This is a genomic window from Polaromonas vacuolata (assembly GCF_012584515.1).
Classification (GTDB): domain Bacteria; phylum Pseudomonadota; class Gammaproteobacteria; order Burkholderiales; family Burkholderiaceae_C; genus Polaromonas; species Polaromonas vacuolata.
The window spans coordinates 553,036-578,950 of the sequence record NZ_CP051461.1 but is presented as its reverse complement, the minus strand read 5'-3'; the positions used below and the strand labels follow the sequence as shown (position 1 = coordinate 578,950).

Annotated in this window: 22 protein-coding genes; 8 read left to right on the top strand and 14 right to left on the bottom strand. The window is 55.3% G+C overall.

Annotation, left to right across the window (positions count from 1 at the left end):
* Positions 1-20: 20 nt before the first annotated feature.
* The 14 genes from HC248_RS02775 to HC248_RS02710 form a co-directional block, all read right to left on the bottom strand.
* Positions 21-443: a BLUF domain-containing protein gene (locus HC248_RS02775; RefSeq protein ID WP_168921168.1), complete on the bottom strand. Its 423-nt coding sequence runs from the start codon at positions 441-443 to the stop codon at positions 21-23.
* Between the two features lie 10 nt (positions 444-453).
* Positions 454-1,182 carry a GTP cyclohydrolase I gene (folE, locus tag HC248_RS02770; protein ID WP_168921167.1) on the bottom strand — a complete coding sequence of 243 codons (729 nt, stop codon included), beginning with the start codon at positions 1,180-1,182 and terminating at the stop codon, positions 454-456.
* 48 nt (positions 1,183-1,230) lie between these two features.
* Positions 1,231-3,054, bottom strand: coding sequence for an ATP-dependent DNA ligase (locus HC248_RS02765; protein ID WP_168921166.1), 1,824 nt, complete (start codon positions 3,052-3,054; stop codon positions 1,231-1,233).
* Entirely contained in the window at positions 3,051-4,133 is a 1,083-nt protein-coding gene (locus tag HC248_RS02760; RefSeq protein ID WP_168921165.1) for a ligase-associated DNA damage response exonuclease, read from the bottom strand. Before HC248_RS02760 ends, HC248_RS02765 begins: the two co-directional genes overlap by 4 nt.
* An 11-nt stretch (positions 4,134-4,144) precedes the next feature.
* Positions 4,145-5,404: a cardiolipin synthase ClsB gene (gene clsB / locus HC248_RS02755; RefSeq protein ID WP_168921164.1), complete on the bottom strand. Its 1,260-nt coding sequence runs from the start codon at positions 5,402-5,404 to the stop codon at positions 4,145-4,147.
* A 58-nt stretch (positions 5,405-5,462) separates the two neighbouring features.
* Positions 5,463-7,265: an aspartate--tRNA ligase gene (gene aspS, locus HC248_RS02750; RefSeq protein ID WP_168921163.1), complete on the bottom strand. Its 1,803-nt coding sequence runs from the start codon at positions 7,263-7,265 to the stop codon at positions 5,463-5,465.
* 99 nt (positions 7,266-7,364) lie between these two features.
* On the bottom strand, positions 7,365-7,985 hold the full coding sequence (locus tag HC248_RS02745) for a DUF502 domain-containing protein (RefSeq protein WP_168921162.1): 621 nt from the start codon (positions 7,983-7,985) through the stop codon (positions 7,365-7,367).
* Positions 7,985-8,353, bottom strand: coding sequence for an FmdB family zinc ribbon protein (locus tag HC248_RS02740; protein ID WP_168921161.1), 369 nt, complete (start codon positions 8,351-8,353; stop codon positions 7,985-7,987). The genes HC248_RS02745 and HC248_RS02740 overlap by 1 nt, the downstream gene beginning before the upstream one ends.
* Before the next feature lie 99 nt (positions 8,354-8,452).
* Entirely contained in the window at positions 8,453-10,006 is a 1,554-nt protein-coding gene (gene ubiB / locus HC248_RS02735; RefSeq protein ID WP_168921160.1) for a ubiquinone biosynthesis regulatory protein kinase UbiB, read from the bottom strand.
* Complete coding sequence (locus HC248_RS02730) at positions 10,003-10,554, bottom strand: hypothetical protein (protein WP_168921159.1); 552 nt, start codon at positions 10,552-10,554, stop codon at positions 10,003-10,005. The genes ubiB and HC248_RS02730 overlap by 4 nt, the downstream gene beginning before the upstream one ends.
* Positions 10,555-10,622: 68 nt before the next feature.
* Entirely contained in the window at positions 10,623-11,600 is a 978-nt protein-coding gene (locus HC248_RS02725; RefSeq protein ID WP_420371995.1) for a Tim44 domain-containing protein, read from the bottom strand.
* A 70-nt stretch (positions 11,601-11,670) separates the two neighbouring features.
* The gene (gene ubiE, locus HC248_RS02720) at positions 11,671-12,402 is read right to left on the bottom strand and encodes a bifunctional demethylmenaquinone methyltransferase/2-methoxy-6-polyprenyl-1,4-benzoquinol methylase UbiE (RefSeq protein ID WP_168921158.1); all 732 of its coding nucleotides are present in this window, start codon (positions 12,400-12,402) and stop codon (positions 11,671-11,673) included.
* A 118-nt stretch (positions 12,403-12,520) separates the two neighbouring features.
* Positions 12,521-12,934 (bottom strand): gamma-butyrobetaine hydroxylase family protein, encoded by a 414-nt coding sequence (locus tag HC248_RS02715; RefSeq protein WP_168921157.1) that lies wholly within the window; start codon positions 12,932-12,934, stop codon positions 12,521-12,523.
* Positions 12,935-12,961: 27 nt separating this feature from the next.
* Complete coding sequence (locus tag HC248_RS02710; RefSeq protein WP_168923630.1) at positions 12,962-16,879, bottom strand: DUF3683 domain-containing protein; 3,918 nt, start codon at positions 16,877-16,879, stop codon at positions 12,962-12,964.
* Between the two features lie 241 nt (positions 16,880-17,120).
* Between HC248_RS02710 and ugpB the strand changes: the two genes are divergently transcribed.
* From ugpB to prmC, 8 genes are all read left to right on the top strand, one after another.
* Positions 17,121-18,434, top strand: coding sequence for a sn-glycerol-3-phosphate ABC transporter substrate-binding protein UgpB (gene ugpB / locus HC248_RS02705; protein WP_168921156.1), 1,314 nt, complete (start codon positions 17,121-17,123; stop codon positions 18,432-18,434).
* 123 nt (positions 18,435-18,557) lie between these two features.
* On the top strand, positions 18,558-19,445 hold the full coding sequence (gene ugpA, locus HC248_RS02700) for a sn-glycerol-3-phosphate ABC transporter permease UgpA (RefSeq protein WP_168921155.1): 888 nt from the start codon (positions 18,558-18,560) through the stop codon (positions 19,443-19,445).
* Positions 19,446-19,469: 24 nt separating this feature from the next.
* Positions 19,470-20,321 (top strand): sn-glycerol-3-phosphate ABC transporter permease UgpE, encoded by an 852-nt coding sequence (ugpE, locus tag HC248_RS02695; RefSeq protein ID WP_168921154.1) that lies wholly within the window; start codon positions 19,470-19,472, stop codon positions 20,319-20,321.
* An 18-nt stretch (positions 20,322-20,339) separates the two neighbouring features.
* Complete coding sequence (locus HC248_RS02690; RefSeq protein ID WP_168921153.1) at positions 20,340-21,365, top strand: sn-glycerol-3-phosphate import ATP-binding protein UgpC; 1,026 nt, start codon at positions 20,340-20,342, stop codon at positions 21,363-21,365.
* Positions 21,362-22,105 (top strand): glycerophosphodiester phosphodiesterase, encoded by a 744-nt coding sequence (gene ugpQ / locus HC248_RS02685; RefSeq protein ID WP_168921152.1) that lies wholly within the window; start codon positions 21,362-21,364, stop codon positions 22,103-22,105. Before HC248_RS02690 ends, ugpQ begins: the two co-directional genes overlap by 4 nt.
* 386 nt (positions 22,106-22,491) lie before the next feature.
* Positions 22,492-23,787: a glutamyl-tRNA reductase gene (gene hemA, locus HC248_RS02680; RefSeq protein WP_168921151.1), complete on the top strand. Its 1,296-nt coding sequence runs from the start codon at positions 22,492-22,494 to the stop codon at positions 23,785-23,787.
* A gap of 91 nt (positions 23,788-23,878) precedes the next feature.
* Positions 23,879-24,997, top strand: a complete 1,119-nt coding sequence (gene prfA / locus HC248_RS02675; protein ID WP_168921150.1) for a peptide chain release factor 1 — start codon at positions 23,879-23,881, stop codon at positions 24,995-24,997.
* Between the two features lie 3 nt (positions 24,998-25,000).
* On the top strand, positions 25,001-25,840 hold the full coding sequence (gene prmC / locus HC248_RS02670; RefSeq protein WP_168921149.1) for a peptide chain release factor N(5)-glutamine methyltransferase: 840 nt from the start codon (positions 25,001-25,003) through the stop codon (positions 25,838-25,840).
* The last annotated feature ends 75 nt before the right edge of the window (positions 25,841-25,915 follow it).

Below are 25,915 nucleotides of genomic sequence, written 5' to 3'. Positions count from 1 at the left end.
GACCGGCCAGAGCCGGCTTTTTAAGCGCGGCCAATGATGGCTGCGGTCGCCATCAGCTCTTCCAGTAAAGCCAGAGAGACCTTGCCGGACACTGAATACGGATTGAGTTCAGGGGTCTCGGAGTACTTGAGCAGCACTGACATATTGAGCTTGGCCACATTGACTTGGCCCATAGTCCATCCGCCAAAGCGGCGCTCAGTGATTTCCTCGTACAACAGTAGTTCCACGTCCTTGTGGCGCGGGTCTTTTTGGATCACGCCGTAGAGCTCGCTCACTTGTTTGCGTCCACCTTCTAGGGCTTGCAAGAAGATGTCGCCGCCGTAGCAAAGAATGCCGGTAATGCCGCTGGCCATGTTGTGGCTGCGCGACTGGGACAGTATGGACTCGGTGGCCGAAGTGGACGGATCCGACTGGCGGCTGGCGTATAAAAGGCGTACTAACATAATGAATTCTTCAGTTGCTTGAGTTTTTAGGCAGCAACGCGAGGAATTCGCGCCGCAAATTGGGATCTTTAAGAAACACGCCGCGCATGACGGAGTTAATCATCTTGCTTTCCATGTCCTTGACACCGCGCCAACCCATGCAAAAGTGACTCGCTTCCATCACGATGGCCAGACCGTCAGGAGACGTTTTATCTTGAATTAAGTCGGCCAATTGCACAACCGCTTCTTCCTGAATCTGCGGTCTACCCATGACCCATTCGGCTAGGCGTGCGTATTTAGACAGACCAATCACATTCGTGTGTTCATTAGGCAACACACCAATCCAGATCTTGCCAATAACCGGGCAAAAGTGGTGTGAGCAGGCGCTGCGCACGGTGATGGGGCCAACAATCATCAACTCATTCAAATGCTCAGCATTCGGGAATTCGGTAATCGCCGGTACTGGCAGGTAACGGCCTTTAAAGACCTCTGTCAGGTACATCTTGGCGACCCGGCGCGCGGTATTTTGGGTGTTGTGGTCATTTTCGGTGTCAATCACCATGCTGGCCAATACACCTTTCATTTTTTCCTCGACTTCGTCGAGCAAGTGATCGAGCTCTCCGGGTTCAATGAATTGCGCAATGTTGTCATTGGCGTTGTAGCGCTTGCGAGAAGCGGTGATGCGTTCGCGAATCTTGACAGATACGGGAACGCCTTCATCAGTGGTTTCACGCAAGGGCGTGTCGGATTTCATAAGCATTTTCTGATATTACCAGCCTGACCCAATAACATTCTTCCCCCGCAACTCTCAAGGGACTTTTGAAAGACTTACAGACGCTTCTAACAGCGCTGTCAGACCGCTGGATAGTCCGGCCTGTGAAAGCGCCAGTTCAGGTCGCATTCGCAGCAGCCGCGCGCCCTCCAGCACAACACCGCTTTTGTGGCGCGCACTGGCATCAATAGAATCAAAAGCCAGCTCGCAAACCAAGCTTGGTCTAAGGCTGCGTACCGGGCCGAACTTGGCGACCGTGGTCTGGCGAATCAGGCGTTCTAGTTGCTTGAAGCCAGTCGCGCTCAAGCCCGTGTTGACCTTGGTAAACGTCAGTAGCTGCAAAGCATTCGGCCCGGTCAGCGCCTGGCCTTGGGTGATAGCGTCAAGCACACTTTGCACCTCAGCCGAGTCACGCGGCGCGCGGCTCCAGACTGCAAAGCTGTAGTCGCAGCCAACGCCGGATTGACTGGCTTGGCTGGCTTGGGCATAAACCAGCACGCCATTGATGCACATAGCCGGAGCCTGCCACTGCCACCAAGACTCAGTAGCGTAGGCCATATGCTTATTTTTCAGGATTAGCCCGGTAACGCCCACAACACCATTCACCCCATTCACGCCCAGCAATGCGTCTTCGCCACTTTTTTCGCCCTCTTCTTGGTTTTGGGGTCGCCCACGAATAGCGCAGCGCATGGCATCCAGCCCAGCCCAGTCATGGGCAGGCAGTACTTTAGACACACGCATCGCCGTGCCGACCAGCAATTGCTCTAGTTGCTGACGGCGGCTTTGCTGGGACTGCTGACGCCAATCCCGACCAGCGACTTCAAGCAAGTCAAAAGCCATAAAAACCATCTCCGGTTCGGCAGAGATTTTGCCTCGCGTCTTACGGCCCATACGCTGGCGCAGCAATAGCCGGCTGGCTGGCTTGTCTTGTGTTGCTGACCACGCCAATATCTCACCATCCAATACCGTGCCATCAGGTAGGCAATGGGCCAGCGCAATAATTTCAGGGAAATGTTGGCTGACTAAAGCCGCGCCGGTTGACCACAGCCAGACCTGACCGCCGCGCTTAACCAGTTGGCCCCGCAATCCCGCATATTGCCATTCGGCCTGCCAATCGCTGACCGGGCCAAGTTGTGCCAGTCCTAAATCAGGCTCAAAGCTCAAATCCAACTGCGGCGCCAGCACAGCTTGCGCTATCGGCAAAGAGTGGCTGGTCGCGAAAGGATAGGGCTGACCGGCGTGAACCGGGTTTTGAACGGATGCCGGCAGCGCAACCAATTCCAAGTAGGCCGCCGCCGTCGGCAGACTTTTAGCCTGCCGGTAAGCCGGCATGCGTTGGGCGATTAAAGCCGGATCAAGACCGTGCTGCGCCGCCAGCGCGTGTTGCACCGCCAAAATACTCGCAGCACAGCGAAAGCCACCGCTTGCGAGCTTGAGCAGCAGCCAGCGGCCTTGAACGTCCAGCGCTTGCCAGTCTTTGGCGAGCCGGCTGGCTGCATCGGCATCCGGCAGTCCGCGCAGTGGCAGCAAACGCGCTTGAATCCAAAAAGCCAGCCCCGCATCTGCCAACTCAGAACTAAAGGCCGTAGTCGGCAAAATCAGCGCAATGGTTTCCGCCAAATCGCCGACCGACTGGTAGCAAGTCTCAAACAGCCAGTCGGCAATACCCGCTTGCTGGCAAGCTAGCGCGCGTAGCAACTTCAAATCAACCAGTTTGCCCAGCTTGCCACCGGTTAACAAATAAACCGCCCAAGCCGCGTCTGCGGGCTCAGCAGCGGCGAAGTAGTCGGCTAGCGCAGCCTGCTTGGCGCTGCTAGCCGGGCTTTCAAGCGCCTCACACAGGCGCGCGAAAAGCTTCATGCTTTGACCTCTGGGCTATCGCCTGCAGCACCCGAGTCAGAACCAGAGACGGCATCAAAAAATCCAAGACCAGCAGCGTCCCCAGATTCGTCATGCATGGCGCGCTCGCCGGCCTCTTTTTTAAACGCTTGGGCGTCTAGACCGCGCTCACTCAGATAGCGCACCAGCACTGGCACACTGCCGTGGTTGACGATGATGCGGCTAGCGCCACTGGCCTCAATTGCCGTCATCAAACCAGGCCAATCCGCATGATCGCTGAGCACAAAACCTTGCGCATAACCGGCGCGCTTTTTAGCGCCGCGCAGCAGCATCCAGCCGCTGGCAAAGGCGATGCTGGGGTGGTCAAACTGCTTTAGCCACGGCCCCGCCGCCGCACCCGGCGGACATAACACCAAGGCGCGGTTCATGTCTGACGGGTTACCGCTGGCCAAATGGGTGTCCGGTAGCTTCACACCGGCGGCACGGTAGGCGTGGTTCAAAGTTTGCACCGCGCAATGCACAACGATGGGCGCTATTGAGGCATCGACGCCGCTCAAAATCCGCTGCGCCTTGCCAAAGCTATAGCAGAGCAAAACGCTGGTGCGGTTTTGCGCTGCGTTAGCGGCCCACCAAGCGTTAATGCCAGCAAACACTTGGGCGTCGGGTTGCCAGCGGTAAATCGGTAGACCAAAAGTCGATTCAGTGATGAAAACATCGCAGCGTTGCGACTCAAATGCAGCACAAGTCGGGTCAGCTGCTATCTTGTAGTCGCCGCTCACCACCCAAATTTGACCGCGATGCTCAAGCCGCACTTGAGCCGAGCCCAGCACATGGCCGGCCGGGTGCAAAGACACACGAACGCCGTGGTGACTAATTTGCGCACCGTAGTCCAGACTCTGTAGCGCTACGCCCTGCCCCAAGCGCGCGCGCAGCACACCCTCGGACGGTGTGGCCGCTAGGTAATGAGCGTGTCCAGTACGCGCATGGTCGGCATGCGCGTGGGTGATGACAGCGCGCTCGACCTTGCGGTGCGGGTCTATGTAGAAATCACCGGCCGGGCAATACAAGCCCTCGGGTCTTTGAATCACCAAATCTTGCATGTCAAAGTCGCCTAATAACGCTGACCAGTGACGAAAATCGCTAAACGCATCAAGGCGTAAGCGATACGGCCCAATAGGCGTTGACCAAGTGGACGTTGGGAATAAGTGACAGCGTCTATGCGCCGGCCTTGACTGGCAATTGCGGCGAGTAACCGAGTGCGCAAGTCAGTCGCAAAAGCCACGTCTTCAACCACCACATTGGCCTCACGTGCGAGCAGCAAACTCAAAGGATCAAGATTAGACGAGCCCACCGTCGCCCAATGGCTGTCGATCACTGCGACCTTGGCATGCAAAAAACTTTTTTCATATTCATACAGTTCAATGCCAACACTGAGCAGCTTGTCGTATACCGGTCGGGCCGCATGGTATTGCATGAAATACTCGTAGCGTCCTTGCAGCAGCAGCGTGACCTTAACGCCGCGTTTGGCCGCTCTGACCAGCGCACGCCTTAGCCGGCCGCCGGGCAAAAAGTAGGCATTCGCAATCAGTATTTCTTGGCGTGAGTTGTTGATGGCGCGCAGGTAAGCTTTTTCTATGCTGCCGCGATTTCTAAGGTTGTCGCGCAGCACCAGCACGGCCTTGGTGCCGGGCCGCGGCACCAAACGCCGCTGGCCTGCGCGTGAGGGCTTGGCGGGCGATAACGCAGAGGCATCCACACGGCCACCATAGCCGGCGGCTTTAACCCGCTCCCAGGCCGCACTCAAATGCCGCTGGCGTGCGCTATAGCCGGCCTGTACGCGCCACCATAGCAAAGCCATGGCATCGACCGCATCGGCTACCAGCGGGCCAGTTGCTGCGAGGGCAAAGTCAAAGCGCGCATGCGCTAACTCCCCATAATTAGGGTCGTAAAAATCGTCCAGCACATTAATGCCGCCGCAAAACAAAAGCCGTTGATCGACCACGCAAAGTTTGCGGTGCAGCCGACGCCAACGATCCGGCACCAAAATCCCAAAACCACCCAAACCAGCAGCCAACGGCGAATACACACACCACGCAATGCCGCTGGCGCTGAACTTTTTTTGCCAGACTTGACTGATGGGCTCGGTACCGATGCCGTCGACTAAAACCTGTACCGTCACGCCGCGGCTAGCAGCACGTATCAAAGACTCTGCCACCAGTGCGCCTGCGCCGTGCAAATCAAAAATATAGGTCTCAAATTGGACCCACTGGGCAGCGCCGTCTATCGCGGCGATCAGAGCCGGGAAAAATTCTTCCCCGCCTTGGAGCAACTCAAGCTCGGGCGGGCTGGACAAAGACGGCGCTAAAGACATGACTCAAACGGCATGACTCAAGTGCTGCCAACACGCAGCGAATGCGTGCTGCCCACGCTTACTCTGGCTGCGGGTTACGCAGGCGGATATGCAATTCGCGCAACTGTTTCTCATCGACCGGGCTTGGCGCTTGCGTGAGCAAACATTGAGCGCGCTGGGTCTTGGGGAAAGCAATCACGTCGCGAATCGACTCTGCGCCCGTCATCATGGTGACGATGCGGTCCAGACCAAAAGCCAAACCACCGTGCGGTGGTGCGCCGTATTGCAGCGCATCGAGCAGGAAGCCAAACTTTTCTTGCGCTTCGTCCGGGCCAATTTTGAGCGCGCTAAAGACTTTGTTTTGCACCGCAGCTTGGTGAATACGTACTGATCCGCCGCCCAACTCCCAGCCATTGAGAACCATGTCGTAAGCCTTAGCGATGCACTTACCGGGATCGGTGTCCATCCAGTCCTCATGGCCGTCTTTTGGCGCGGTAAAGGGATGATGCACCGCGCTCCAGCGCTGATTGGCTTCGTCATGCTCGAACATCGGGAAGTCCACCACCCAAAGTGGCTTCCAGCCGGCGGTAAAGATGCCGGACTTTTTGCCAAACGGGCTCAGGCCAATTTTCAAGCGCAGCGCGCCAATGCTGTCGTTAACCACCTTGGCCTTGTCGGCACCAAAGAAAATAATGTCGCCGTTTTGCGCGCCAGTGCGCAGCAAAATCTCGGCAATCGCTTCATCGTTAAGGTTTTTCACGACTGGGCTTTGCAAGCCCTCACGGCCCTTGGCAACTTCGTTGACCTTGATCCAAGCCAAGCCTTTGGCGCCGTAAATCTTGACGAATTCGGTATAGCCGTCGATCTCACCGCGAGTCATCTCGGCACCGCCCGGCACACGCAGACCGACGACACGGCCACCCGGTGTAGTCGCTGGGGTGCTAAAGACTTTGAAGTCAACGCTGGCCATCACGTCGGTGAGTTCGGTAAATTCAAGACTCACGCGCAGGTCGGGTTTATCCGAGCCGAAGCGGTGCATGGTGTCGGCGTAAGCCATGACCGGGAAGTCACCCAAGTCAGTTGTCAACACGGTTTTGAAAATGTTGCTAATCATGCCTTGGAACATGTCGCGGATTTCTTGCTCGCCCATGAAGGACGTCTCAATATCAATCTGCGTGAATTCTGGTTGGCGATCGGCGCGCAAGTCTTCGTCGCGAAAGCATTTGGTGATTTGGTAGTAGCGGTCAAAACCGGCGACCATCAAAAGCTGTTTGAACAATTGCGGGCTTTGCGGCAAGGCAAAAAAGTTGCCTTCGTTGACGCGGCTTGGGACTAAGTAATCGCGCGCGCCTTCGGGTGTGCTCTTGGTGAGCATGGGTGTTTCTATGTCGATGAAACCGTTGCTGTCGAGAAACTTGCGCGTCTCCATCGCCACGCGGTAGCGCAGCATCAGGTTGTTTTGCATGTAGGGGCGGCGCAAGTCGAGCACGCGGTGCGTCAAACGCGTGGTTTCAGACAGGTTGTCGTCATCGAGCTGAAACGGCGGCGTCACGCTGGCGTTGAGCACAATCATCTCGTGACACAGCACTTCAATCTTGCCGCTTTTCAGACCATCGTTAACCGTGCCTTCGGGGCGGGCCCGCACAATGCCTTTGACCTGCACACAAAACTCATTGCGCACGCCTTCGGCAACGGCAAAGGTATCAGCGCGATCCGGATCGCAAACGATTTGCACATAGCCTTCACGGTCGCGCAGGTCAACAAAAATCACACCGCCATGGTCACGCCGACGATTCACCCAACCGCACAGGCTCACGCTTTGGCCCATCAAGGCCTCGGTCACCAGACCGCTGTAGTGGGAACGCATTTTGGAAGTAGCCATGGACATAATTGGATTCACATTAAAAGTTAAACAGTTGGCCAGCCGTTTGTCATTGCAAGCGACTGACCGAGAGAGGAAGAAAAACGGTTGCCTGAACCGCTATTTGGGCTTGTAAAAAGCGCCACTACCGGGCACTACAACGCCCATAGAAATCACATACGTCAGCGCCTCATCAACGCTCATCTTGAGCTCAACGCAGTCGCTGCGCTTGAGCATCACGAAGTAGCCGCCAGTGGGGTTCGGCGTGGTCGGCACATAAACGCTGATGTAATCGCCGACCAAGTGGTTAATCACGTCACCGCCTGGGGCGCCCGTCAGAAAACCTATGGTCCAGACACCTTCGCGCGGCCACTGCACTAGCAAAGCCTTGCGAAAGGCATTGCCATTTTCTGAAAACAGCGTGTCAGAAACCTGCTTAACGCTGGAGTAGATAGAGCGAACAATAGGTATGCGGTTAAGCATCAAATCCCAAACGCTAACCAGCTTTTTGCCTAGAAAATTACTCGCGATAGCGCCTATCGTGAGCACAATAAACAAAGCCAGCAAAACGCCAAAGCCAGGAATATGAAAGCCCAGCAGTTTGTCGGGATGCCAGTTACCCGGCAATATCTGCAGCGTCTGGTCTAGCGTGACCACGACCCAGTTCAGCACCCAGACTGTGATGGCCAAAGGCACCAACACCAACAAGCCGGCGAACAGCCACTTGCGTATGGCTGTCATCAGCTGCTGCCTTTGCTTGAAGCGGTGCTGGAAACCGAGCTGGATGCAGCCGGTGCAGCGGCAGGACTTGGCGCAGCGCTGGTCGTAGGACTGGCTGCGACGCTAGCGGGCGCAGCCGCAGCCGGTGCAGCGGCGTCGGCTGGTTTACCGGTTTTGGACGTATCGCCAGCGTCTGATGACGGCTTGTCGCCGCGAAAGTCAGTCACATACCAGCCCGAACCTTTGAGCTGGAAACCGGCTGAAGTGAGTTGCTTTTTAAAAGCTGACTCGCCGCATTCAGGGCAAACCGTCAACAGGGGATCTGACATTTTCTGCAGCACATCTTTGGCATGCCCGCAGGACTCGCATTTGTAAGCGTAAATAGGCATAAGGCTTGAAGGTTTTGAAAGGGGCGGCTCCGGGCAAAACAGCCGGAGACAAAACGCAAATTATAGACTTTGCGTATTTCTAAAACACCGGCTGACAGATCAGAAAATACTCACGCGCGTCAACACCTGCATGGCCAGCAGGCCGAGCAGGAAACCTACCCCGCCGTAGACCAGACTTTGTAGCAGTGTATTGGTGCGCTTTTGCTCGACGAGCAAAGCACGCAACTCACGTGCGTTGTTGTCCGGGCGTTGTTTGAGAAACTCCGCCAGCAGCCGCGGCAAGGCCGGCAATAACTTGGCGTAACCTGGCGCTTCGGCCTTGAGCTGAGCCAGCAATTTGGCGGGGCCGACTTGGTCTAGCATCCACTTTTCAAGAAACGGTCTAGCCGTGCTCCACAAGTCCAGATCGGGATCAAGGTCGCGGCCCAAGCCTTCGATATTGAGTAAGGTTTTTTGCAACAACACCAACTGCGGCTGTATCTCAACATGAAAACGCCTTGAGGTTTGAAACAAACGCATCAAGACCATGCCCAGCGAGATTTCTTTTAGAGGCCTATCAAAATACGGCTCGCAGCAGGCGCGAATAGCCGCTTCTAACTCATCGACACGGGTAGTCTGAGGAACCCAGCCAGATTCAATGTGCAGCTCGGCCACGCGCTTATAGTCGCGGCGGAAAAAGGCGCTGAAGTTTTGCGCCAAATACTCTTTATCGGTCTCGGTCAGCGTACCAACAATGCCGAAGTCCAGCGAGATATAACGGCCAAAGGTAGCGGGTTCTAAGCTGACCTGAATATTGCCGGGATGCATGTCGGCATGAAAAAAACCATCTCTAAAGACTTGTGTGAAAAATAGCGTGACACCGTCGACAGCGAGTTTTTTCATGTCAACGCCAGCATCGCGCAGGCGCTGAATCTGGCTAATCGGCACGCCCTTCATGCGCTGCATCACCATCACATCGGTTCGGCAGAAATCCCAAACCATCTCGGGAATCATGACCAAATCCAAGTCTTGCATGTTGCGGCGCAACTGGGCGGCGTTGGCCGCTTCGCGCAGCAAGTCGAGTTCATCGTGCAGATATTTGTCAAACTCAGCGACCACTTCGCGTGGCTTGAGGCGTTTGCCATCGGCAGATGAGCGTTCGACCCAACCGGCCATCATGCCCATGAGCGCCAAGTCTTTCTCGATCGCTGGCCGCATATTCGGCCGCAGCACCTTGACCGCCACCTCGCGGCCACCGGGTAAGACAGCAAAGTGGACTTGTGCAATTGACGCACTGGCAATTGGCGTGTGGTCAAAGCTAGCGAAAATTTGGTCCAGTGGTCGACCAAAAGATTTCTCTATGATGGTCACCGCAACGCCGGAGTCAAACGGCGGTACGCGGTCTTGTAGCCGCATCAATTCATCCGCGACATCAGGCGGCAAAAGATCACGCCGGGTTGACATGACTTGGCCAAACTTCACAAAAATAGGACCTAAGCTTTCTAGCGCCAAGCGCAGCCGCTCACCGCGCGGTGCACTCAGGTTGCGGCCGGTCGAGACGATGCGGCGCAAAAGGCGTATCCAAGGCTTTTCAAAGCCCGACAACACCAACTCATCAAGTCCAAAGCGAAGTACTGTCCAGACAATGAAAACACCGCGAAAAAGACGACTCATTGAGAGGCCTTTTCCATGCCGCGACCGCCGCTAGCAGAAAGAGGACCGGAGGCGAGAAATTGTTTCAGGCCAGCAGCCAAGCGGCGACCGGCATCGGCCAGTGCATGTGCAGGCACATCGCCGAGTAGACGGGACAGGTCTTCTTCTGCATCCCAGCGCAGGTTTTCAGCCAGCCAGCCGAGCTCGGCTGCTAACTGAACATCGCCATCAATCTTCACCGGCGGCGCCTTGCCAGCCAGCACAGACTGCAGCAAGGTAGCGGGAGAGTCGACTGAAATGGCAACGCTGAGGTCGGGTTTAGCGCCAGCCGCCGCACGGTCAAGAAGTCCGGCAGGCGTGATTAAAAGGCTAGCGTCAAACATACCCCAACTGAGTTTGATGACGCTTCCTTTTTTGCGCGCTAAGCGCTCTTGCGCTTGTTTTTCCTGCATCAAGACATGGTTTAGAAAAAGTACCAAGCGCTGTTGGGCCTCGTCCACCACCCATGCGGGTGGCTGGAGACGGCTGGCGAGGGACTGCAAAAATGAAAGCGGGGTCGTAGTATTCATACGACCCCGATTTTGACGGATAAATGGCGCCGTCTTAGAAACGGGGCCAATAGAAGGCTAATTGGTTTTTATTGCAGTGCTTGAACACCAGCGACCAACCAGCCACCACCGGTTTTGGCTTTAGTCATGTTCCAGACTTCACGGAATGGCGTCGCACTGGCGGCGGCATCTTCGCGGATCATGCCAGAGAACTCTACGCTGGCCATATAGCTGTCGGAGAGTTCCTCAATGCCCAGCAATTGCGCCTCTAGCATGGCAACGTCAGTCTTGTTAGCACCGGCACCAGAGTGCGAGCTGCGATCGGTCAATTGGGTTCTGATTTCGCTCAGCATGTCGTCAGTCATCATGGCGCGCAAGCTGATGAGGTCTGACTTATCCCAAGAATCTTGCAAAGTGATGAAGTTAGCTTTGCAGGCTTTGAGAAAACCATCGGCATCAAAACCAGCCGGCACACCCCAGTTTTGTGAACCACCGAGAGCGGAACCAATCATGGAACCACCGGCAGCACCGGCCGTATTTTTTGCATCAAACGCGGTGTTAGCGCCTTCCCAAGGACGGGCAGATGCGTCGTTACCGACGTTTTCTGGTTTGTAAGATTGCGGCGTACTGGCATTGGCGGGGCTTTGAAACGCGTAATTGCCGTTTCTATTGCCACTGTTGTTGCCATTGCCATTGCCTTGATTAGCTCTGATTTTGCGCATCACAAAACTCACCAGCAGCATCACAGCCACTGCCAACAAAGCAAACATGATGATTTGGCCGAAAGCACCGCCCAAGCCCAGCGACGAAGCTAACCAAGCCAAGCCCAGACCAGCAGCCAAACCGCCCAACATAGCGCCAAAGGGACGGCGTGGTGCAGCCGCTGCGGTTGCACCAGCGGCACCCGTATTGCTTGGCGGCGCAGCTTGGCGCGTCACATTAGGCGACTGTTTGCCGAAGGAGCCGCCACCGCCTAAGCGCCTTGCGTCTGCACTGGCGCTGGCAAACACCAGCGTCAAAGCAAACAAAGCAGTAAAAAACATAGCAATAAATCGAGAATTTTTCATTAAGGTCATTTGGTCTCCAATAGCGGGCTGCACGCCCCGCAGGTTTAATTTTTCAGCTGCAAACTTCTTTTTAGCACTTGATCCCGACATGCAAAGCCACTACGCCAGCAGCCATGTTGTGATAGTCCACATGGCCAAAGCCAGCGGTGTGCATCAAGGCCTTTAATTCCTGCTGACTCGGATGCATGCGAATCGACTCGGCTAAATACTGATAACTGCTGTCGTCGTTAGCCACTAACTTGCCCAAACGCGGCAGCACTTTGAACGAATACCAGTCGTAAAACTTTTCCAGTGGCTTGGCGACTTTTGAAAACTCCAGCACCAGCAGCTTGCCGCCGGGCTTAATCACGCGATTCATTTCTGCCAGCGCGCCGTCCTTGTGCGTCATATTGCGCAAACCAAAAGCGACTGTCACCAGATCAAAATAGCCATCTTTAAATGGCAGATGCTCGGCATCACAAGCCACTGTTGGCAGGCTTAAGCCGGCATCGAGCAGACGGTTGCGGCCTTCGCCAAGCATGGCTTGGTTGATATCGGTGTGCACCACCTGACCCGTGGCGCCGACCAAAGGCGCAAACGCCATAGCCAAGTCGCCAGTGCCGCCCGCAATGTCGAGCACACGTTGACCCGGTTTGACGTTGGCCACCATGACGGTATAGGCCTTCCAAGCACGGTGCATGCCGGCTGACATTAAGTCATTCATGAGGTCGTACTTGGGCGCGACGGAATCGAACACACCGCGCACGCGGCGCGCCTTGTCCTGCTCGTCGACGGATTCAAAACCAAAGTGTGTACTGCTCATGGGATTTATATTAAGTTGGAAAGCCCATTTTCAAGGGCGACAACCCTTCGTTTTGACAGGGCATTGAAAGCAATTAAACGGTTAAAACAACAGTTTTCACTGTTACGCCGCGTAAGTCTTAGTGACTGGCGCAAGCCCCGCCTTTTTTACCCGACATAGGGGCATCGCGGGAGACGCCGGCTTGGCTTAATCTGCCGGTGTAATCTGCCCAGAGTTCGGTCTGATTTGCGCCCAAATGGTAGAGGTAGTCCCAAGAGAAAATCCCACTTTCATGGCCATCAGAAAAAACCGGCTTGACCGCGTAATTGCCTATGGGCTCTAACGCCACCACACCGACTTCGCGCTTACCAGTCTGCAAAATTTCTTGGCCCGGGCCATGGCCCTGGACTTCGGCTGAAGGCGAATACACGCGCATCAGCTCGAACGGAATTTTAAATTCCATACCATCAGAAAACGCCACTTCTAAAAGACGCGACTGGCTGTGCACCGTCAGCGCGGTTGGGGTGGGTGAATCGGTTTTAAGACCTGCCATAAAAAATACCTTTCTTGAGTTGCTGGTTTAGACCAGCACACGTTCTATGCCGCCACGATTGGCCGAGGCTACGTACTCGGGCATCCAGTCCTTGCCCAGTATCTGATTAGCCATCTCGACGACGATGTAGTCAGCTTCTAGCAATCCGTTTTTCATGTCATCGCCAAAGCGTGACAAGCCTTGCAAACAGCTAGGGCAGCTGGTGAGAATTTTGACGTTTTCATGCTCACCCAAAGCGCCGCTGGCGCGCAGCTTGGCTTCGCCTTCAAGCAGCTTTTCTTCCTTGCGAAAACGGATTTGGGTAGAGATATCAGGTCGGGTTACACCTAATGTGCCGGACTCGCCGCAGCAGCTTTCGTTCTTGAGAATGTTGTCGCCCATCAGCGCTTTGACTGTCTTCATAGGCTCTTGCAGTTTCATAGGACTGTGGCAAGGGTCGTGATAAAGATAGCCTTTACCGGTGTTCAAGGTGATGTTTTTCTCCAGCAAGTATTCATGGATGTCTATGATGCGGCAGCCCGGAAATATCTTGTCGAACTCGTAGTTTTGCAACTGGTCATAACAGGTACCGCAACTGACCACCACGGTTTTAATGTCCAAGTAATTGAGCGTGTTCGCCACACGGTGAAACAGCACTCGGTTGTCGGTGATGATTTTGTCGGCTTTATCAAACTCACCGCTGCCGCGCTGCGGATAGCCACAGCACAAATAGCCAGGCGGCAATACCGTTTGCACACCCGCATGCCAGAGCATGGCTTGAGTGGCTAAGCCGACTTGGCTGAACAATCGCTCGGAGCCGCAGCCGGGGAAGTAAAACACCGCTTCGGTCTCAGACGTGGTGGTTTTGGGGTTCCGGATGATGGGCACGTAGTCTTTGTCTTCGATGTCTAGCAGCGCACGCGCACTCTTTTTCGGTAAGCCACCCGGCATTTTTTTATTGATGAAGTGAATCACCTGCTCTTTAATTGGCGCCGCACCCACAGTGGCGCGGGGCTTGGAGGTTTGTTTGCGGGCAACGCGGCGTAGCAAATCATTGGCCAGACGCTGGGCTTTGAAACCCACATCAACCATGGCCGAGCGCATGAATTTAATCGTCTGCGGATTCGTGGCATTGAGGAAAAACATGGCCACTGCGTTACCCGGCCTAAAGCTCTTTTGTCCCATTTTGCGCAGCAAATTACGCATATTCATGGAGACTTCACCGAAGTCAATATCCACCGGACAAGGTGTCAAACATTTATGGCAGACAGTGCAGTGATCGGCCACATCTTCAAATTCTTGCCAGTGCTTAATGCTCACGCCGCGTCTGGTTTGCTCTTCATAAAGAAACGCTTCGACCAAGAGCGAGGTGGCCAGAATTTTGTTGCGCGGGCTGTAAAGCAAATTCGCCCGCGGCACGTGGGTGGCGCAAACCGGCTTGCACTTGCCGCAGCGCAGGCAATCTTTCACGCTGTCGGCAATCGCACCAATATCGGACTGCTGCATGATCAGCGACTCATGACCCATCAAGCCAAAACTTGGCGTGTAAGCATTCGTCAAATCGGACAGCAATTGCTTGGGCGGGCCCGCAACATCAGACGCGGCGACTGGTGCGGCGCGCAAAAGTTTGCCTTTGTTAAAGCGACCTTCTGGATCAATCCTAGCTTTGTAGTCGGCAAACGGCTGCAGTTCAGCATCGGTCAAAAATTCTAATTTTGTAATCCCAATGCCGTGCTCACCAGAAATCACACCGTCTAGCGATCGGGCCAATTGCATGATTCGGGCCACCGCTTCATGGGCGCTTTTAAGCATCTCGTAGTCATCGCTATTGACCGGCAAATTGGTATGCACATTGCCGTCACCCGCATGCATGTGCAGAGCCGCCCAAACCCGACCCTTGAGCACGCGTTTGTGAATAGCCGTGCATTCGGCCAGCAGTGGCGCAAAGGCTGAGCCGGTGAAAATCGCTTGCAGCGGCTCGCGCAGCTGCGTCTTCCAGCTCGCGCGCAGCGAGTGATCTTGTAATTGTGGGAACAAGCTGTCCACGTCTAGCAGCCAGCCAGCCCAAAGCGTGCGCACGCCGGCGACCAGCGTCAACGCATGGCTGACGCGGTCTTCAAAGACTTCAGGCGAGGCGATTTCATTCGCGTCGTCGGCTTTGCCGAGTGGCAAATTGCCTTTGCGGAAAAACGTATCTAGCGCATCGCAAAGCTTGATCTTGTTGGCCAGGCTCAATTCGATATTAATGCGCTCAATGCCATCGGTGTATTCAGCCATGCGCGGCAGGGGAATGACCACGTCTTCATTTATCTTGAAGGCATTGGTGTGGCGCGAGATAGCGGCGGTTTTCTTACGGTCTAGCCAGAACTTTTTACGCGCTTCAGGGCTGATAGCGATAAAGCCTTCGCCATTGCGGGAGTTGGCAATTCGCACCACTTCGCTGGTGGCTCTGGCCACAGCGTCAGCATCGTCACCGGCGATATCGCCAATCAAGACCATCTTAGGCAGACCACCGCGTTTGGATTTGGTAGCGTAGCCGACAGCGCGAAGATAGCGGTCGTCTAAATGCTCTAGCCCGGCGAGCAATACCGGCGAGCCCAGCGCTTGGCTGCGCTTTTGCTCGGCAAACATAAAGTCTTTGATCTCCACAATGCTGGGCACGGCGTCTTTGGCATTGCCAAAAAACTCCATGCAAACCGTGCGCGTGTGGACCGGCATGCGGTGAACAATCCAGCGGGCGCTGGTAATTAAGCCGTCGCAGCCTTCTTTTTGAATCCCGGGCAAGCCGCTTAGAAATTTGTCGGTAACGTCTTTGCCCAAGCCTTCTTTACGAAAGCGATTACCGGGAATGTCGAGCTGCTCGGTGCGCAGCAGTTTTTTGCCGTCGGCCTCAAAGTACTTGAGCTCAAAACTGGCCATTTCAGCATCATGAATCTTGCCCAGATTGTGGTTGATACGCGTGACTTCCAGCCACTGCGAATCTGGCGTGACCATGCGCCAAGAAGCCAAGTTATCCAGCGCCGTGCCCCACAGCACAGCCTTTTTACCGCCCGCATTCATGGCGATATTGCCGCCTATGCAAGAGGCTTCGGCAGAGGTGGGGTCGACCGCAAACACATAACCGCCGCGCTCAGCCGCATCGGCCACACGCTGGGTGACCACACCGGCTTCGGTCCAAACAGTGGCAACTGGCTCGGCCAGACCGGGCAGGGAAACCATCTCAACCTCGGTCATGGCTTCGAGTTTTTCGGTGTTGATGACGGCTGATTTCCAAGTCAATGGAATCGCGCCGCCGGTGTAACCCGTGCCGCCGCCGCGTGGCACTATGGTCAAGCCTAAATCGATACAGCCTTTGACCAGACCGGCCATCTCAACTTCAGTATCCGGGGTGAGGACAACAAACGGGTACTCGACGCGCCAGTCGGTGGCGTCAGTGACATGGGATACGCGCGACAAGCCATCAAACTTGATGTTGTCTTTAAGCGTGAGTTTGCCCAGTTGACGCTCGGTCTGGCGGCGCAACTTAGCCATGGATTCAAAAGAGTCAGAAAAGCGGCTAACCGCAGCCCGGGCCGCATTCAGTAGTTCTACAACTATGGCATCGCGTTGGATATCGATGTCTGGTGTGCGACGTTTTTCGACTTCGCCGAGACGGTGTTGCAAAGCCTCGACCAGCAACTTGCGGCGCTTGGGGTTATCTAACAAATCGTCTTGCAAGTAAGGGTTGCGCTGCACTACCCAAATGTCGCCCAAGACTTCGTACAACATACGCGCCGAGCGGCCAGTGCGGCGCTCACCACGCAGCTCATTGAGCAAGTCCCATGCGCGTACGCCCAGTAGACGGGTGACCACTTCACGATCAGAAAAAGAGGTGTAGTTGTAAGGGATTTCGCGAATGCGCACTTCGTCATGTGCTGCATAGGGCGCAAAAACATTTAATTCTTCGAGTGTGGTGGGTGCGTTCATCGTGGCTTTTTGGGATGGCTGGGCCAGCGCAAAAATATGCCCGACCACTTCTGTGCAAGAGCGAAACATTTTACTTTGAAAAAAACTGGCGAGAAGCGCAGGGGTATTGCCTCAAAAAAAGGAGGAAATACACGCCACAACGCCAATGCGTAAAGCTTGCGCAAGACTGTCACAATCGCGCTCTAAACTTGATGGTTAACTTTTGTAAACTTGATCCAACTTTTCCTCGGAGACAGCCTTCATGAAAAACCGTTTTGCCGCCACGGCCCTAGCCGCCGTCACTTTGTGCCTGCCCATCATCAGCCAGGCCCAGACCGAGATTCAGTGGTGGCACTCCATGACGGGCGGGCTCAATGAATGGGTTAACGACCAAGCCAAGCAGTTCAACGACAGCCAAAAAGACTACAAAGTCGTGCCCACCTTCAAGGGCAATTACGACGAGTCCATGGCCACTGCCACGGCAGCCTTTCGGGCCGGCAATGCGCCACATATTTTGCAAGTATTTGAAGTCGGCACCGCCACCATGATGGCCGCCAAGGGCGCAATCAAGCCGGTTGCCGAAGTCATGAAGGAAAGCGGCGTCGCCTTTGACCCCAAGTCTTACGTGCCAGCGGTTGCGGGTTATTACACGGCAGCGAACGGCCAGATGCTGTCGTTTCCGTTCAACAGTTCGACAACGATTTTTTACTACAACAAAGACGCCTTTAAAGCTGCTGGCCTAGACCCCAACAAAGCGCCAAGCACTTGGCCTGAAGTGGTAGCCGCCGCCGCCAAACTCAAGGCGTCTGGCTCCAAATGCCCTTACACCACCAGCTGGATGAGCTGGGTGCAGCTAGAGAGTTTTTCGACCTGGCACAACGTCTTGTTCGCGACCCAAAACAACGGTTTTGGTGGCAACAGCGCGCGTCTGACCTTTAACTCGCCACTGCATCTGCGTCACTTTGAAAACCTTGCCAACATGTCTAAACAGGGCTTGTTTGTCTACAAAGGTCGCGCCAGCGTTTCAGTACCCAGCTTTGTTTCTGGCGAATGCGCGATGTTCACCGGCTCATCCGGCTCTTACGCCGACGTGAGTAAAAATGCCAAATTTGCCTATGGCCTTGCACCCTTGCCTTACTACCCAGACGTAGCCGGCGCACCGCAAAACACGGCTATCGGTGGTGCCAGTCTTTGGGTAATGGCGGGTAAAAAACCGGCGGAATACAAAGGCGTGGCCCAGTTCTTTAAATACCTCTCCAGCCCAGAAGTGCAGTCAGCCAGCCACAAGCGCACGGGTTATCTGCCCATCACCACTGCGGCCTATGAGTTGACCGAGAAGTCTGGTTATTACAAGCAGTTTCCAGGCACCGACGTCGCCGTGCAGCAGATGATTCGTAAAACCACTGACAAATCGCGCGGCATTCGTTTGGGCAATTTCGTACAGATACGCACCATCATCGACGAAGAAACCGAACAAATCTGGGCCGGCAAAAAAGAGCCAAAACAGGCGCTGGACGATGCGGTCAGACGCGGCAACGAGCAACTCGAAAAGTTCGAAAAAGCCAACAAGTCATAAGTCGGACAGCGGTCATGCATGGGTAAGGCATGGACACAACACGAGGTTCAAGGCAAGTGGCAAACAACACGGCTGCTTGCCCATTTTTTATTTTATTTATCCAGCCGGAGTAGCTTTAGCACCATGGAAAAGCGCGTTCTGTTCAAGTCGACCTGGCTGCCCTGGCTGCTGCTAGCGCCGCAGTTTTGCATCATCACGGTGTTTTTTTTCTGGCCAGCCGGCCAAGCCTTGCTGCAATCTTTTCAATTGCAAGACCCGTTCGGCCTGTCTACTGAGTGGGTAGGCTTGGATAACTTCAAGGCGCTATTTTCAGACTCCGGCTATCTTGAATCGTTTAAAACCACCGCCGTCTTCTCGACCTTGGTCGCAACCATCGGAATTGGCGTGTCTTTAATGCTGGCGGTTCTGGCCGACCGCATCATCAAGGGCGCGCTGTTTTACCGCACGCTGCTGATAGTGCCTTACGCAGTAGCACCCGCCGTCGCTGGCGTGTTGTGGATTTTTATGTTCTCGCCGTCCTTGGGCATAGTGTCTTACTGGCTGGCCCAGTCGATAGGCTTTCAGACCGACTACCTGCTCAACTCGAATCACGCCATGGGACTTATCGTCTCGGCGGCGGTATGGAAACAGGTCTCTTACAACTTTTTGTTTTTTGTCGCTGGCCTGCAATCTATCCCTAAGTCGCTAATAGAAGCGGCCGCGATAGACGGCGCCGGGCCGTGGAAGCGTTTTACCAGCATTCAGTTTCCACTGCTCTCACCGACTACGTTTTTCCTCTTAGTGATTAACTTGGTCTACGCGTTTTTTGATACCTTCGCCATTATTGACGCGACCACTCACGGCGGGCCGGGGCGCGACACCTCTACGCTGGTCTACAAGGTTTACTACGACGGCTTTAAAGCCATGGACTTGGGCGGCTCGGCGGCGCAATCAGTCGTTTTAATGGTCATAGTTATTGCGCTAACCGTATTCCAGTTCCGCTACGTTGAGAAGAAAGTCAATTACGCATGAAAACGCCAGCAGCGAAAGTCAACCATGGTTGAGCGCCGTCCCTTACTCGGCCTGTTAGTCCATTTGCTACTGATACTGGGCATTGTGGTGGTGGCCTTTCCGGTCTACCTGGCCTTTATTGCCTCTACTCACACCGCTCAAGAGGTAGCGCAAACACCAATGACGCTGCTGCCAGGTAGTCACTTTTGGGAAACCTATAAAGCCGCGCTGTTAGGCAACGGCGGCGGCGCCGGCTCGAACGCACCCGTCGGCCGCATGCTTTGGGTCAGTCTGGTCACGGCCCTCATCATCGCCTTCGGCAAGATTTCGATTTCGCTGCTGTCGGCGTTTGCCATCGTCTACTTCCGCTTTCCCTTTAAAGGCTTTTTCTTCTGGTCCATCTTCATCACCTTGATGCTGCCAGTGGAAGTACGGATTGGACCGACTTACCAAGTCGTCGCCGATCTGGGCATGCTGAACAGTTTTTCAGGTTTGACGATTCCGCTGATTGCGTCGGCCACCGCAACTTTTTTGTTTCGCCAATTTTTTCTAACCGTGCCCGAGGAAATGCTGGAAGCCGCGCGCATGGATGGCGCTGGCCCTATGCGTTTTTTCTGGGATATTTTGCTACCCCTGTCCAAGACCACGATTGCCGCGCTGTTCGTGATCCAGTTCATTTATGGCTGGAATCAATATCTGTGGCCGCTACTGGCCACTACTAGCGAGGACATGTATCCGGTAGTCATTGGCATTAAACGCATGATCGCCGGCGGCGAAGGCGGCAACGAGTGGAACATCGTCATGGCGACCGTGATTCTGGCCATGCTGCCACCGACATTAGTGGTGGTATTGATGCAGCGTTGGTTTGTCAAAGGCCTGGTCGACACCGAAAAATAAGTGAGAAAAAGCAAAGCTATGTCATCGATTACTCTGGAAAAAATTGTCAAACGCTACGCCTCGAAAAAAACCGAGGTGCAGGTGCTGCACGGCGTGAGCGTAGATATAAAGGATGGCGAATTCGTGGTCATAGTCGGCCCGTCGGGTTGCGGCAAATCCACGCTGCTGCGTATGGTGGCAGGCCTAGAAGAAGTCACCGAAGGCAACATCTTGATTGGCGGGAAAAAAGTGAACGACTTGGAACCCGCCAAGCGCGACATTGCCATGGTGTTTCAGAACTACGCGCTCTATCCACACATGAGCGTGTTTGAAAACATGGCCTATGGTTTGAAGATTGCCAAACTGCCGACCATAGAGATCAAAGCGCGGGTCGACAAGGCAGCGCAAATCCTAGAACTCAGCGCACTGCTTGAGCGCAAGCCCCGAGAACTTTCGGGCGGTCAGCGTCAGCGCGTGGCCATGGGTCGGGCCATAGTGCGCCAGCCCCAGGTGTTTTTGTTTGACGAGCCGCTGTCTAATCTTGACGCCAAACTGCGTGTGCAAACCCGGCTTGAAATTCAAAAACTGCACCGTGAGCTAGGCATTACCTCGCTGTTTGTGACCCATGACCAAGTCGAGGCCATGACGCTGGCCCAGCGCATGATGGTCATGAATGCCGGGCGCATGGAGCAGTTCGGCACGCCTGAGGAGGTCTACCACCAGCCCGCCACCACCTTTGTCGCCAGCTTTATGGGCTCACCGCCGATGAACTTACTCAGCGCCGCGCCGAACGCCGACTTTGGCGGCCCGGCTGGCGCCATTCTCGGCATACGGCCAGAACATCTGCAAGTTGCCAACAGCGGCTGGCCGGCCATCGTCGAGACGGTAGAAATGCTGGGCGCCGAGCGCTTGGTTTACTGCCGCTTAGGTGAAGAACGCCTGACTGTGCGTACTGACGAGAGCGTCTCAAAAGCGCCCGAAATCGGCCAAACCCTGCACTTAGCGCCACGCACCGACAGACTGCACTGGTTTGATTCCAGCAGCGGACAGAGAATCTCAACATGATGACAAAAAACTGGCCCTACCCCCGCTGGATAGCCCACCGCGGCGCCGGCAAGTTAGCACCAGAAAATACACTGGCAGCCTTTAAAGCCGGCGCCGCACTGGGCTACAAGATGTTTGAATGCGACGTCAAACTCAGCGCCGACGATGTTTTGTTTTTGCTGCATGACAGCACGCTAGAGCGCACCAGCAGCGGCAGCGGCGAGGCACGCGCTCAAAATTGGGCGGCCTTGTCTCAACTAGACGCGGGCAGCTGGCACTCACCAGCCTTCAAAGGCGAGGCCTTGCCTAGCTTTGAGGGCGTAGCCCAATACTGTTTAAAAAACGATTTTTTTCTCAACATCGAGATCAAGCCGTCGCCAGGCTTGGAAGCGATCACCGGCAGCGCCGTAGCCAACGCCGCCGCTGCGCTATGGAAAAACGCCGTCACGCCGCCGCTGCTCACCTCTTTTCAAGTCGCTTCACTGGAAGCGGCACAGAAGGCGCAGCCGCAGCTGCCGCGCGGATTGCTGCTGCATAAACTCACGCCGGATTGGGTGGCGCTTGCCCAGCGTCTGGGCTGTGTGGCGGTGATTTGCAACTACCTGCTGTGGGACGAAAGCAGCGTAGGCAAGGCCAAGGCCGCAGGCTTTAAGACCTTGAGCTACACCGTCAACGACCAAGCGGTGGTGATACGGCTGCAAGCTCTTGGCACAGACGGCATCATCACAGACAGACTGGACTTGTTTAACCCCGCCGTTTGAGCCTAACAAGCTCTATCAAGCCCGAACAAAACGCCACAAGCAAGCCGCCGAGCCTAGCGCCATCGCGAAGTAGCTCAGCATTCTTGCGTCGCTGCCAAAGAGCAGTAAACCGGCCGTAAAAAATGTCAAATTGACAGCAAAAACAATTAACAGCTGTCGGCCCGGACCGATTTTTGCGTGTCTTTTCTGTTTAGAGCTGCGGTAAAAAATTCTTGTCATCAACACCACCATGAGTGCGAGAGCCGCGACTGGAGCCAGAAAATTAAGCAAGTGATTGATAAGCAGATAAGCGGTCATGCAAGAAGTTTGTGGACGATTTAAAAAAACTATACGGCTGATTTAAGCTTTGGGCGTCGCAAACAGCACTTCAATTTTATAATGAGCAAATGTCAGTCTGGGCCCTTGGGCTAAACCATCACACCGCACCGCTGGATTTGCGTGGACGATTTGCTTTTTCAGTAGAGCAAATGGCGCCAACTTTGAAAGGCTTACGCTCGACCTGGGCGCGCCAAACCGAGGCCACCATACTCTCGACCTGCAACCGCACCGAGATTTATTGCGCGGGCAAACAAGCTAGCTCAGAAGACGTGGCGCAAACCCTAGAGTGGCTGGCCCACAGCGGCGGCGTATCACCGGACTTGCTACGCTCACACACCTACGCACTCAAAGGTGACCAAGCCGCACGCCACGCTTTTCGCGTCGCCAGCGGACTGGACTCCATGGTGCTCGGCGAGCCCCAAATCCTAGGCCAGATGAAAGATGCAGTACGCGCCGCCGAAGACGCTGGCGCGATGGGGTCAACCCTGCACCAGTTGTTTCAGCGCTCTTTTGCCGTCGCCAAGGAAGTACGCAGCAGTACCGAAATCGGCGAGCACAGCATCAGCATGGCCGCGGCCGCAGTACGGCTAGCCAGTCAATTGTTTGAAGACTTGGGCGACATCAAGGTTTTGTTTGTCGGTGCTGGCGAAATGATTGATCTGGCGGCTACGCACTTTGCCGCCAAAAACCCCAAATCCATGACGATAGCCAATCGCACACTGGAACGCGGCGAGCTACTTGCCGCGCGTTTCGGCGCACAAGTCATGCGTCTAGCTGATCTACCCAGCCGCTTGCACGAGTTTGATGCGGTCATTAGCTGCACCGCCAGCACACTGCCAATCATTGGTCTGGGGGCAGTAGAGCGCGCCGTCAAACTGCGTAAACGCAAACCGATGTTCATGGTCGACTTGGCCGTGCCGCGCGACATAGAGCCCGAAGTCAAGGATTTACCCGACATCTACCTCTACACCGTCGATGACTTGGCCCAAGTCGTCCAAAGCGGCAAAGACAGCCGCCAAGCAGCCGTCGCTCAAGCCGAGGTGATTATTGACGCCGGTGTGCAAAACTTCATGCACTGGCTAGACCAGCGCGGCACTGTGCCATTGATTCAGCAAATCAACGCCCAAGCAGAAGAGTGGCGCGACCATGAAATTGCCCGCGCCAAAAAAATGCTGGCTAGAGGCGAGCCGGTTGAAGCAGTACTCGAAGCGCTAAGCCGCGGGCTAACGCAAAAAATGTTGCACGGCACTATGGCCGAGCTGCACACCGGCGATGCTGACAGTCGTGCCGCCACAGCGCAAACGGTTTCGCGGCTATTTTTACGCAACGCGCCGTTGACTAGCGGACAAGACAAGCAACATTAGCGCCGCGTGCAGGACTGCCTGCCGCCCTGCCTTATTGCGTCCGGCACACACCGGATTTTTCTTGTGATCCGCCACTTCGACACCGCCCGCCATGAAACCTTTTCTACGCCAAACCCTAGACCGCACGCTGCTACGCCTGCACGAGCTCGATGCATTGCTCTCGGCCAGCGATGTGGTCAGCGACTTAAACCGCTTCAGATCGCTGACACGCGAACACGCCGAGTCCAGCGTGGTGGCCGATCAATACCGCCTGCTCACCGCTCGCGAGGCTGATCTGGCCGGCGCGCAGGAAATGCTGGCAGAAGCCAAAGCCGATCCTGAGATGGCGCAAATGGCAGAAGAAGAAATCGCCGCGGCTAAAGCCGACATTGCCAGCATCGATGACGGTCTGCAACTGATGCTGATACCCAAGGACCCCGACGACGCCAGACCGGCGTTTATCGAAATTCGCGCCGGCACCGGTGGCGACGAATCAGCCCTGTTTGCAGGCGACTTATTTCGTCTCTACACCCGTTATGCCGAACGCATGGGCTGGCGCTGCGAGATCATCAGTGAATCGGCCAGCGAATTAGGCGGCTACAAAGAAGTCGTGCTGCGCGTGGACGGCAGCCCAGATGCGCACGGCGTGGGCGTTTACGGCAAGCTCAGGTTTGAGTCTGGCGGCCACCGTGTGCAGCGCGTACCCAGTACCGAAACCCAAGGACGCATACATACCAGCGCCTGCACTGTAGCCGTCTTACCAGAGCCCGACGAGGCAGTGGCGATACTGATTAATCCGGCCGATTTACGCATAGACACCTACCGGGCCAGCGGCGCCGGCGGTCAGCACATCAACAAGACCGACTCTGCCGTGCGCGTCACCCACCTGCCAACTGGCATAGTCGCCGAATGCCAAGATGACCGCAGCCAGCACCGCAACAAAGCCAAAGCACTGCAGGTACTATCCGCCCGCATCGTCGAGAAAGACCGCGCCGAGCGCGCTGCCAAAGATGCAGCCATGCGTAAAGGTCTGGTCGGCAGCGGCGACCGCAGCGATCGAATCCGCACCTACAACTTCCCGCAAGGTCGGCTCACAGATCACCGCATCAACCTGACGCTGTACAAGCTGCTGACCATCATGGAGGGCGACTTGGGCGATGTGCTGACGGCCTTGCAAGTCGCGCGTGGCGCGGAACAACTTGCCGAGCTAGAAAGCACGGTACAAAACTAAGCCATGCCACCGTCACTTACCCTGATGCAAGCCTTGGACCAGGCTACAGCGCAAGGCTTGCCTCGCTTGGACGCGCAGTTATTACTGCTGCATACGTTGGGCCGCCAGAGCCATGAAAGAGCTTGGTTGCTAGCCCATGACGATCAAACCCTAAGCGCAGCGGCGGCGCAAAACTATGCTGACTTTTGCCAACGCCGAGCAGACGACGAACCACTGGCCTACATCGTCGGCGAGAAAGAGTTTTTTGGATTAGCGCTGCTATGCGATGCGCGCGTGCTGGTGCCTAGGCCAGACACTGAGACGCTGGTCGAATGGGCACTGGATTTACTCGCCCAGCGTAACGATAAGTCCATCAAAATCATAGACCTAGGAACCGGTAGCGGCGCGATCGCGCTGGCCCTTGCGCACAGTCTTAAAGCTATTGAAGTGTTTGCGCTAGACGCCAGCGTGGACGCACTAGAAGTCGCAAAAGCCAATGCGCTCAAATTGGGTTTAAGTCTGCAATTCGTGCGCAGTAATTGGCTAGAGGAAATCACGGATAAGTTCGAGATGATTGTGAGCAACCCGCCTTATATCGAAGACGCCGACCCACATTTGCGCGCCTTAAGGCATGAACCGCGTCAAGCGCTAAGCGCAGGAAAAGACGGACTGGACGATATTAGGCAAATCATTGCACAAGCGCCCGACTGCCTGACGCCGGGTGGATGGCTGCTGCTAGAGCACGGCTACGACCAAGCCGAGCGGGTACTGGCACTCTTAGTGCAACGCGGTTATGAGCAGGTGCAAGGCCGCAAAGATCTAGCCGGAATTACACGTTGTTCCGGAGGCCGTTGGCCGTTGTAAAACAAGACCTTACAAAGCCCTCGATAATGATTACATTGCAATCGGTTTAATCGATTCTATTTACCTAGCTCTGGC